This window comes from Thermosynechococcus sp. OHK43 (assembly GCF_014466085.1).
Lineage (GTDB): Bacteria > Cyanobacteriota > Cyanobacteriia > Thermosynechococcales > Thermosynechococcaceae > Thermosynechococcus.
Window position 1 is genome coordinate 1 of sequence record NZ_JACOMP010000153.1, and the last position, 10,477, is coordinate 10,477.

A 10,477-nucleotide genomic window follows, 5' to 3' on the forward strand; every position below is an offset into this window, starting at 1 on the left:
AAGGGACGCAAAATTGGCATCTGTGGTCAAGCCCCCAGTGACTATCCTGAGTTCGCTCGATTCTTGGTGGCGCAAGGGATTGACTCCATTAGCCTCAACCCTGATTCCGTCCTGAAGACCATGTTGCAAATTGCGGAGGCTGAAAAGGAAGCCTAGAACGCACAACCCAGTAGCAACTCCTCAGTTGAGGGCAGGGAATCGAAGCCGCGATCGCTCTGCCCTTTTCTGCGGCTAAGCGAGTAGGATAATAAGGAACTGGGTGGAGAATCTCGGCGTGGACACAGGGGCAATTCACGAACTCATTACTTCAGCGGATGTGGGCGATCGCCTGCGGGGCATCAATCAACTGCGCAGCCTTGATCCCAAGGACGCCTTTGCACTCATTCAACCCCTGAGTAAGGATGACAATGCCCGTGTCCGCTACGCGGCAGTCAGTCAGATTGCTAGCCTTGGGCACATCAACCTCAATCAAGCCCATGACCTGTTGCGCGATCGCCTGCTCCACGACAGCGAAACCGATGTCCGTGCTGCCGCAGCGGATGCCATGGCTGCTTTGCAAGTTCCCTTTGCCCTCGAAGATTTAGAAACCGCCTACCACAGTACTAACGATTGGCTGTTGCAGTTTAGTATCATTGCCGCCCTGGGTGCCCTCGGAAACCCCGCTGCTGTTGGCCTGCTCACGGAAGCCCTCAATAGTCCCCAAGAGTTGGTAAAATTGGCAGCGATTGGTTCGTTGGGTGAACTCAAACAACCGGAAAGCATTGAGCACTTGCGGCCGTTTGTGGCCTATCCTGATTGGCAAGTCCGCCATCGGCTGGCGATCGCCCTTGGCCAAATTGGCACCCTAGAGGTTCGCCCCCTTCTTGAACAATTGGCCACCGATTCTGCGGCAGCGGTTGCCGAAGCGGCGCGCAGTAGCTTGGCTCAGTTAACTACTCAGCACTAACTACTTAGCACCAATGGGTTATACGCTACCGGTTTTTGCAGCGGCTGCGGCTGTTGCTGCATTGCGTTGCCTCACGGAAGGCACCTGCCCTCAGGAAGTCACCCTTGCCCTGCTGCGCCCCAATCGCTGTGAAACGCTACCCATTGCCCAAGGGGCACCCTTAGATGACCAGCAGGCCTTGGCCATTACCTACAGTGAACCCAGTGACGCCCTTGATCTTACCCGCCATACCCCTATCTGGGCTTGGGTGCGCTGGCAAGACCCTGCAACTTCTCCCAAAATTCACATTGAGGGGGGCTTTGGGGTTGGGCGCGATCGCGCCACGGGCGAGGCAGCTATCTATCGTTATGCCCGTTTGTTGTTGACCACCAATCTATTGCTCTACTGCCCGAAAGAGCGGGCGATCGCCGTTACTCTTCTTTTGCCCCAAGGGCGAGACTTGGCAGAGCGCACCTCGAATGCCGCTTTTGGGATTGTTGAGGGCCTTTCCCTACTGGGGACAACTGCCTTGGCGCAACCCCTCACAGCCCCGGAGCAACTGGATCGCTATCGCGAGGACTTAGCCCAGAAAGCCGCCCAATCGCCAACCCTTGTCTTTTGCATTGGGGAGAATGGCCTGCAGGTGGCGCAACACCTCCGGATTCCCCCCTCCCTTTGCGTGAAAACTGCCAATTGGCTTGGTCCAATGCTGGTGGCAGCAGCGCAGTACAAGGTTCAACAGGTGCTGCTTTTGGGTTACCACGGCAAATTAATTAAACTTGCGGCGGGCATTTTCCATACCCACCACCACCTTGCAGATGCTCGCCAAGAAATTCTCACGGCCTTTTGTGCCCTTGCAGGCCTAGACCCAAAGATTCTGCATCAGGTGTGGCAAGCGCCAACGGTTGAGGCTGCCCTCAAACTTTTAGAAAGAATGTCTCCCCAACTCTTGCCTGAGATTCTGAGCCACATTGCCCACCGCATTGATCAACGTACCACTGCCTATATCCATGCCCATTGTGCCGCTCCCCTCGGACGGTCATTGCAAGTAGGCTGTGCCTTGTTTGGGCGCGATCGCCAAATTGTCACCACCAGTGAGACAGGAAACATCATTTTGAGGCGAATCAGCATCTCGATAGAGCCAGTCGGTTCTTTAGATTAGAGGCAAAGTAGAATACTTTATACTTTTCTATCACTTTTCTATGCAATATGATTTCCGATACCATCTCTTACATTAAGCAATAGATTAAGCAATAGGCAATAAATTAGATCTTAAACGAGGGGATTGCCTATCCTAAAACTGAAGTCATCTCAGCAGGCGACCTTCATGGCTTGCCGACTCCCTCTCACAATCACAGAAAGCTCTAAAGAACTGCAACACTATTTACCGCTTTCTATTTATTTAGGTCAATATCTTGTTAGGTCAATATCTTGACGCAACGTAACCGTGTAGCATAGCCAAACTACTGTTGTGCCCGTCATCCTTGTGAAAACGGCTGTACAGCACAAAACCGATGTCTGACCGCAGGAGCCCCTGCCGATGCTCTACTGGCTCCAGCAAGCACTTGTCTACAGCCGTCCCCCTCTATCGCAACGAGTCCACCATCACTTGCTAGCTGGACACCTATTGCCAAGGAGGACTCAAGCAGTGATTGGCCGTCAAGACACCCCCTGGTACTGCAGGAATCATCCCGCCAGCCGCTTTGACAACTACAGGAGCATCAGCTTGAGGTAGCCTACCCGCCGTGAACAACTGCAGTCAAGGCCATCGGTGTGGTGGCCAGGTCACTCTTCCTGCCTGGATTCTATCTGTTGCGATCATCCGTACTCAGTGCTGGCAACGTCTAGAGGCTTGGGACAACCTGCGGATTATCACGATTGGAATTCTTAGCTGCTGCCGCCAGCAAGCCATAAAAGAGAGGATGGGGCGCATTGGGACGGGAGCGAAACTCAGGATGAAACTGCACTGCAATAAAAAAGGGGTGAGCTGGATACTCAATAATCTCTACTAAGCGGCCATCGGGAGAGGTACCCGTAACTTGATAGCCCGTTTCCAAAAAGAGGCTGCGATAGGCATTATTAAACTCGTAGCGATGGCGGTGTCGCTCGTAGATGACTGTTTCACCGTAGAGCTTTTCCGCCAATGAATTGGGGGCTAGGCGGCAGGCATACAAACCCAGGCGCATCGTTCCCCCCAAATCGACAATATCCTGCTGTTCGGGTAATAGGTGAATCACCGGGTGGGGAGTATTGGCATCGAACTCAGCACTGTTGGCATTTTCTAAACCCGCAATATGGCGTGCCCACTCAATCACCGCGCACTGCATCCCCAGGCACAGTCCCAAAAAGGGAATTCCCTGCTCCCGGGCATACTGAATGGCAGCAATTTTGCCTTCGACCCCCCGAATGCCAAAGCCCCCCGGCACAACAATGGCTGTGACATTGCTAAGGGCATTTTCCACGCCATTTTCAACGATTTCTTCGGAGTTGACCCAGCGGATGCGCAGTTCGTGGTCTAAGGCGATCGCTGAGTGCCGCAGGGCTTCTACCACCGAAAGATAGGCATCACTAAGGCGTACGTATTTACCCACGATTGCCACCTCCAGGGGGCTGTGGGAACGGTAAAGTCGCTCCACAAGGGCTTGCCACTGACTGAGATCTGGCTGCCGTTGTTCCAGGTTCAACAGGTTGAGAACTTGGGTGGCAAGGCCCTCGCGCTCCAGCAGCAGGGGCACTTCATAGATGCTTTTTGCATCCGGCGAGGGAATGACGCATTCCACAGGGACATCACAGAATTGGGAGAGCTTTTCCTTAATGCCCGGTACAAGGGGGCGATCGCAACGGCAGATGAGAATATCCGGCTGAATACCAATGGAGCGCAACTCCTTCACCGAGTGCTGGGTGGGTTTTGTTTTCATTTCCCCTGCCGAGGGAATCCAAGGCACCAAAGTCACGTGCATAAACAGCACATGGTGCCGCCCCACCTCCGTGCGAAACTGGCGGATGGCCTCCAGAAAGGGCAGCGACTCAATATCGCCAACGGTTCCCCCAATTTCAATAATCACCACATCGGGATTTTTGTCCTTCGCCACCCGTAAAATACGTTCTTTAATCTCATTCGTAATGTGGGGGATGACCTGCACCGTTCCCCCCATATAGTCACCGCGTCGCTCTTTGTTAATGACTGCTTGGTAAATGGATCCCGTCGTGACGCTATTGAGGCGGGACATGGGTGTATCGGTAAACCGCTCGTAGTGCCCTAAGTCCAAATCCGTTTCCGCCCCATCGTCGGTCACAAACACTTCCCCGTGCTGGAAGGGACTCATCGTGCCCGGATCGACATTGATGTAGGGATCAAGCTTGAGAATGGACACAGAATACTGCCGCGATTTCAGCAGCCGTCCCAGACTGGCGGCAACAATTCCTTTACCAATGCTGGAGACAACACCGCCGGTCACAAAAACATATTTCGTCATTGTTGAATGCTAGGGCTGAGCCCCAGAGGGCATACTCATCAAAACCTACGCAACTATTCTCGCATATTGCGGCATGGCGCCTAGGAGAAATTATTCATCAATTCCTTGACGACTTGGGATTGCTCCTCAATGCGCCGCCTCAGCCGCTGACAGACCAAATCACACAGAGGAAAAATTGTCGGGTCAGCAATTTCGTAATAGACAGTAACTCCTTGGGGCTGTCGGCGCACCAGACCAGCCTGGGCAAGGGTTTTCAAGTGCTTTGAGACATTGGCCTGCCCCAATCCGGTTTCTTGAATAATCTCCGAGACATTGCGCCGTCCTTGTTTTAGAGCACAGAGCACTTGCAGGCGACTCGGTTCCGACAGCACTTTGAAATACTCGGCAACGTGGGTGAGCAACTCAGGGGAAGGGAGGTCAACCATAGGGGGTATGGCACTTTAGGGACATAGATTAATATAATCTAGGTCAGGCATTCTATCATATAGCTGCACAGTAAATAATAGTGCTTCACCCCAGGGAGAGGGAATCCCGCCAAGAAGCTTTAACGCAGTTTTACTGGTAACTTGATAGCAGGTTTGAGCGAGGTAGATGTTGTGTTTTTTGGGCGTAGCCGTTGGGCATAGAAGGAGGCCGCTTCATCACCGCGAGCACATTCTTGGGCAAAGTGAATCAGATGATGCCCCACCACACCCACGTGGATCAATTGTTCAATTTGGCCTTTTTTGAGGGCAGGCCATGCCAGTTTCCAGAACGTCTTGCGGTAGCTCCCCCAAAGCCCCACGTGCCAGAGGAGATTTTTCATAATCCGCAGTCCCCGCAGAATATTTTTACGGCTAAGGCGAGCTGGACTATTGGGCACTGCAATGCGGTTGGGATAGGTGTGGGCCATTTGATAGGCAAACCGCTGGTAGAGAAACTCCGGTTCATAGGCAGTCGTGATAGTGCGGCGCCACATTTCTACCACTTCTTCATAGGGCATGAGGAACTCAACATTGGACTCGCGGTTTTCGTCGTGGTTGAGGCGGCCTTCCGCTTCCAAGCGACGCCAGAGGGGGGTACGGGGTAGGGCGTGCAGCAGGTTAATCGTTAATGTGGGGATGTGGGAGGCACGAATAAACTCAAGAATGCGATCGCCCGTTTGGGGAGTATCTGTATCAAAGCCAATAATAATGCCGGAGACAACTTCCATGCCATAGCGATTCAAAGTTTGCACAGCCTCCAAAATTGGCATACTCAGGTTTTGATCCTTGTGGATAGCGTGGAGGGCTTCAGGTTCTGGGGTTTCAATGCCACAGAAAATCGTACAGAAATAGGCTTCCCGCATCATCTCTAGAAGTTTTGGGCTTTGGGCAATGTTCAGTGTGGCTTCGCAGGCAAATTGCAGCGGGTAGCCATTGGCTTTTTGCCAGTCAATGAGGTGGGGCAGCAGTTCCATCACTGCGCGGCGATTGCCAATGAAGTTATCATCCACAAAATAGACTGCCCCCGGATTCCCTGAGGCCAGCATTGTGTCCAATTCCTTGAGGATCTGCTGCGGCGTTTTCAAACGCGGATTGCGGCCATAGAGTTCGGGAATATCGCAAAACTCACAGCGAAAGGGACAGCCACTGGAAAACTGAACACTGCCGAGGAAATAGTTTTCCATGCGCACATGCTGGTAGGCTGGCACAGGAAATTCACTGAGGGGTAGGCGAGCAGTGGTTTCAAAAATCAGTTGTTGGGGTGGACGCTGGCTACCGTATTCATCAAAGTAGGCAATCATCTTGTCCGTGGCATCCCCCAGTTCCCCCAGGTGGAGAATATCCACATCGGGATAGTATTCCGGACAACTGGAGACCGAGGGCCCGCCAAGGGCAGTGAGTTTACCGTGACGATGGGCAATTGCGTTGATTTCTAAAATTTGTGGCCGCTGAATGTGCATGCCACTGGTAATGACAATATCAGCCCAAGCATAGTCAGCATCGGTTGCTGGGTGTACATTTTCATCAATCAGGCGCACCTCCCACGATTCTGGAAGATAGGCGGCCACTAGCAAAATCCCTTGGGGTGGCATAAAGGCGCGTACCGTGCCCATGAGGGGGTAGGCGTGGTGAAATGTACCAAAGGAGCGGCTGTAGCGGGGAAAAATGCAGAGGATGCGGCGATGGTTACGGGGGGTATAGGGGACTCGACCACTGGTCATCTCGGGAACCAGTTTTATCTCATCGGTGCTCCGACTGAGGTTCATAGCCCACCACTCCTACCTACACGCACTTTTCAATAGGTATAGCCTACAAATGCGGCTATCGCCTAGGTTTTAGTACCCTTTGGCACTAAAGTCCAGCGTGAGGGGAATCTCTACCCGCTCAATGTAGGTTTTAAAAGTGCCATCGGGGTATAGCGATAGATGACGAAAACCAGGACCAACGGGTTCAAGGGAAAATTCAGGGGCACGGGGCAAAAACTGGATACAGGTGGAGGGACAGCCGAGATACGTCACCCCTTGCCGCTCAGTAATAAATTCCTGATGGATGTGACCAAAGAGAACGAGCTTCACCTGCGGATGGGAATCTAACACGGCAAAAAGGTGCTCAGGGTTTTGTAGGCGGCTACTATCGAGCCAAGGGGCACCGGTCTCAAAGGGGGGATGGTGCAGGGCAATGAAGGTGGGGCGATCGCCCGTGTGACTCAAGGTTGCATCTAGCCAACTGAGGGTCTCAGGACTCAATTCACCATGAACTTTGCCATCGGCTTGGGAACTGAGGAGCAGGCCTTGCCAAGTCCCAAGATTGATTTGGCGATCGCCCCGTAGCGGCGGACGCTCTAGCGCCGGCACCATTGCCCTTGGCTCATCATGGTTGCCAGGAATCCAATATACAGGACAGCTAAAGTCCCTGAAAGCAGTGGCTAAACGTTCGTAGGTAGTAGTAACGGGTTCCTGTGCTAAGTCTCCCGTCAGGAGCAGGGCATTGGGACGATGATGACGAGTTGCCTCTAAAACAGCCGCTAGGGATTGAGCCGTAGGCAGGCCAAGGAGTCTGCCTTCATCTGTGGCAAATAAATGCAGATCTGATAACTGGATCAGGTAAACGGGTTCATTCATAAACTTGCTGCGGTCTGGGAATGCTGTAGCTCAAATGCTCAGGCTACTTCATCTGATCAACCACCTTAACGCTGATAGACGTTGCCGACTCCCGCAAGCGGGTGGGTAAGGGGAGTTGTTGCCACCACTGCCCAAGCACTTGGCGCTGATTAATGATGTAAATGCTAATGAGCGTCAGACCCACGCCTAGTAACTGAACTTGACTCAGGGTTTCCCCCAAGAACCAATGCCCAAAGGTGAGAGCAAATACTGGGGTGAGAAACGTTAGGGCACTGAGACTGGTGAGATTCCCCTTGGCAGCGAAATAGAAAAAGACACCGTAGGACAGCGCACTACCAAAGAAAGTCGCATAGCCAAGGTTGAGGACATCCGACCAGTGTAGGGCTGCCCAAGGCGCTGGGCTATTTAAGCTCGGCCAGATCAACAGCGGCAACCCGCCCAAGACCATGTGCCAGCCTGTAGCCACAATTGGATCCGCATAGCGTGCTAAGGGACGCATGAGAATCGTCCCCACTGCCATCGAGAGGGCAGCCAATAGCATCCACAGTTCGCCCCGCTGCCACCACTGTCCCCAAGAAATACTGTGCCATGCGCTGGGTTGATGGAGCAGGGTCAATAGATCATCACCTAGACCAATGCCACTAATGCCCACTAAGCCAAGAAAGAGCCCCAGCCAACCCCAGCCGCCAACTCGCTCTTGATACAGCCAGCGGGACAACAGCGCCACCGCCAGGGGTTGGGAGTCAATCATCACAGAGCCAAGACCTGCGCCCGTTTTGGATAGGCCAGTGGCCAGAAGCCCCTGAAATAAAAAGCCATCCACAAGGGCAAAAAGACTAATCCATCCCCATGCCCGCAAGTGATTGGGTTGGGGCTTACCGAGGGCGATCGCCACCGCTAAAACTAGAAGACCTGCCGGCACAAGGCGCACACCGGCAACCCACAGCGGCGAGGTATGGGGCATGACCTCCTTCATGGCCACCATGGCAGTTCCCCAAAAGAAAAAGGGGGAGATTAAAATCAAGCGTTGCCAGAGTGCGGTCACGGGCGTTGCCAAACCAGGAGAATGTTAAGGATTATTGCGATTCGTATCCTTAAATTATAATCCTGCCGTGGGCAACGGCAACTTCAGGAGGGAATTGTCAAGTTGATTTGCTATAACAAGTTCTAATGACCTCCCTGGCATCCTAGGGAAATTTCAGGCAGTGGGTGAGGAGCCGCAGCAGGAGATGAAAGCACTAGAGGTTTGGCAACGGTGGTTCCGGCGGGTTCCTAAGTCAGCGGAGCTAGCGATCGCCCCTGTGGGGACAACGGCCACCGAATCTATGCCCGCCCGCTGGCAAGTCTATCGTCAACGGCTCATGGCATATGAGGGGTGGCCTTGGCTCATCCCTTTTTTTATCTCCGGGGCAACGCTCATGGCAGCCAGCACTTGGCTATTGCTGTTACCCCCCTTGCCCGATTGTCGTCACCCATTCTTGACCATGAGGGATGGCGATCGCCTCTACTGCGCCGATCAAGCAGTCCTCCACGGCAACTTACCCTCTCTTGCGCAAGCCATTGAAACCGTCAGTCAGTGGCCAGAAGATCACCCCCTGTTTCCTCAAGCTAAGCGGCGCCTGGATGAATGGTCAGCTGCCCTATTGGTCATTGCTCGCCAACAGTTGAGCCAAGGCAATATCAAACTGGCAACGCTGCTCCTGAAAAAAATCCCCACCACCGCAGCGAGCTACTCCCAAGCCCAGGAGCTACTAACCGCAACCAATGGGGGAGAAGGTGGAAACTTGTTGGCAACGGCTGAGGCGGCACTGCGCCAGCAGGATTGGGGATTGGCTTTGCTGCAAGTGAAACTCATGAATCAGCTCGGTACTGACTACTGGCGCGAACAGGCACAAAAGCTCTCGGTGCGCATCTCCCAAGAACAGGATGCGTGGGTACAACTGGTGCAGGCGCGGGATTTGGCGGCTTGGTTAACGGCCAATGAACTGGCGGCGGCAGTGATGCTGGCTCTGAAAATTCCCCCAGAGGCGGTTGTCTATTCCCAAGCCCAGGCGGATATTCGCCGTTGGATTCCTGAAGTGTTTGCCTATGCTGAGGAACGCTTAGCGGCCGGCGATCGCGAGGGTGCCTTAGCCCTTATTGAAAAAATTGCCCCAGCTCTCGATGTTTCCTACCACGATCGCCCAATCGTCATCCTTGGTCAAGCCAAAGCCCTTGCGGCGAAGGGAACGGTTCTCGGTTACTGGGAGGCGATCGCCCGGGTGCAGCAGATTCCGATCACGGATCCCTTCTATGAATCGGCTCAAGCCTACCTCAACAGATGGCAGCAACAGTTGCGTAACCAGCAGCACCTCCAGTGGGCAACATGGCTTGCCAATACCCGTCTGCGCTGGGGGTATGCCTTGGCCATTGCTCAAGCTCGGCAGGTGCCCCTTGGTCAGCCAGAACGGGGTCAAGCCCAAGGTTTGATTGCCCTTTGGCAGCGCGATCTAGGCACGATTGACGAGCGGCCTCTGCTCCATGCAGCAATCGCCCTTGCAAAACAGAAACAGTACCAAGCTGCCCTGGGGGTTTTACGATCTTTCCCCCGCGATGCAGTGCTCGCTGCCGTGATAGCTAACTATCGCGACCAGTGGCAAGCAAAACTCGAAGAAATTCAGGATCGTCCCATTCTGGATCGAGCGATTCGCTTGGCGCGGGAAGGCAAACTGGCGGAAGCCATTCAAACCGCTGAGCAAATTGGTCGAGATCGCGCCCTCTACCGTGAAGCCCTCAATCGCATTTGGCAATGGGACTATGAACTCAGCCTGCGTCAACGTCAACAGGCGGCACCCACGACGCCCGCTTGGTGGGAAAGCCCCCCCAGTACCCCTGAAGGGACTTCTGAACCAGTCGCCGAGCCACAATCAGCTTCCCCAGCAACACCCACGCCAGAGGCCACCACCCCTGCACCTACCCCTGGGGTATCTCCCACACCCACCCCTGAAACCC

9 protein-coding genes are annotated in these 10,477 nt (G+C 53.8%); 4 read left to right on the forward strand and 5 right to left on the reverse strand.

Features of this window, described 5'->3' with window-relative positions; all coding sequences use genetic code 11:
• From H8Q75_RS06405 to cbiD, 3 genes are all read left to right on the forward strand, one after another.
• On the forward strand, positions 1–156 hold a 156-nt coding region (locus tag H8Q75_RS06405; protein ID WP_297040939.1), incomplete at its 5' end, for a putative PEP-binding protein.
• A gap of 103 nt (positions 157–259) precedes the next feature.
• Positions 260–946, forward strand: a complete 687-nt coding sequence (locus H8Q75_RS06410) for a HEAT repeat domain-containing protein (protein ID WP_024125691.1) — start codon at positions 260–262, stop codon at positions 944–946.
• 13 nt (positions 947–959) lie between these two features.
• Positions 960–2,087 carry a cobalt-precorrin-5B (C(1))-methyltransferase CbiD gene (cbiD, locus tag H8Q75_RS06415; protein WP_024125692.1) on the forward strand — a complete coding sequence of 376 codons (1,128 nt, stop codon included), beginning with the start codon at positions 960–962 and terminating at the stop codon, positions 2,085–2,087.
• Positions 2,088–2,769: 682 nt separating this feature from the next.
• On the opposite strand, the gene H8Q75_RS06420 is transcribed toward cbiD, so the two are convergent.
• The 5 genes from H8Q75_RS06420 to H8Q75_RS06440 all read right to left on the reverse strand — a co-directional run bounded on the left by H8Q75_RS06420 (position 2,770) and on the right by H8Q75_RS06440 (position 8,531).
• Positions 2,770–4,401 (reverse strand): CTP synthase, encoded by a 1,632-nt coding sequence (locus H8Q75_RS06420; protein ID WP_024125693.1) that lies wholly within the window; start codon positions 4,399–4,401, stop codon positions 2,770–2,772.
• Between the two features lie 80 nt (positions 4,402–4,481).
• On the reverse strand, positions 4,482–4,826 hold the full coding sequence (locus H8Q75_RS06425; protein WP_024125694.1) for a metalloregulator ArsR/SmtB family transcription factor: 345 nt from the start codon (positions 4,824–4,826) through the stop codon (positions 4,482–4,484).
• A 119-nt stretch (positions 4,827–4,945) separates the two neighbouring features.
• Positions 4,946–6,586: a B12-binding domain-containing radical SAM protein gene (locus tag H8Q75_RS06430; RefSeq protein WP_225871811.1), complete on the reverse strand. Its 1,641-nt coding sequence runs from the start codon at positions 6,584–6,586 to the stop codon at positions 4,946–4,948.
• 114 nt (positions 6,587–6,700) lie between these two features.
• Positions 6,701–7,486 (reverse strand): 3',5'-cyclic-AMP phosphodiesterase, encoded by a 786-nt coding sequence (cpdA, locus tag H8Q75_RS06435; RefSeq protein WP_024125696.1) that lies wholly within the window; start codon positions 7,484–7,486, stop codon positions 6,701–6,703.
• A 43-nt stretch (positions 7,487–7,529) separates the two neighbouring features.
• Positions 7,530–8,531 (reverse strand): DMT family transporter, encoded by a 1,002-nt coding sequence (locus tag H8Q75_RS06440; protein ID WP_297040938.1) that lies wholly within the window; start codon positions 8,529–8,531, stop codon positions 7,530–7,532.
• 160 nt (positions 8,532–8,691) lie between these two features.
• Between H8Q75_RS06440 and H8Q75_RS06445 the strand changes: the two genes are divergently transcribed.
• Positions 8,692–10,477: hypothetical protein (locus tag H8Q75_RS06445; protein WP_365970816.1), on the forward strand; the 1,786-nt coding region annotated here is incomplete at its 3' end.

Bases quoted from the DNA above. Each gene is read 5' to 3' on its own strand.
- H8Q75_RS06425 (WP_024125694.1), bottom strand. From the start codon at position 4,826: ATGGTTGACCTCCCTTCCCCTGAGTTGCTCACCCACGTTGCCGAGTAT.
- cbiD (WP_024125692.1), top strand. From the start codon at position 960: ATGGGTTATACGCTACCGGTTTTTGCAGCGGCTGCGGCTGTTGCTGCA.
- H8Q75_RS06430 (WP_225871811.1), bottom strand. From the start codon at position 6,586: ATGACCAGTGGTCGAGTCCCCTATACCCCCCGTAACCATCGCCGCATC.
- cpdA (WP_024125696.1), bottom strand. From the start codon at position 7,486: ATGAATGAACCCGTTTACCTGATCCAGTTATCAGATCTGCATTTATTT.
- H8Q75_RS06420 (WP_024125693.1), bottom strand. From the start codon at position 4,401: ATGACGAAATATGTTTTTGTGACCGGCGGTGTTGTCTCCAGCATTGGT.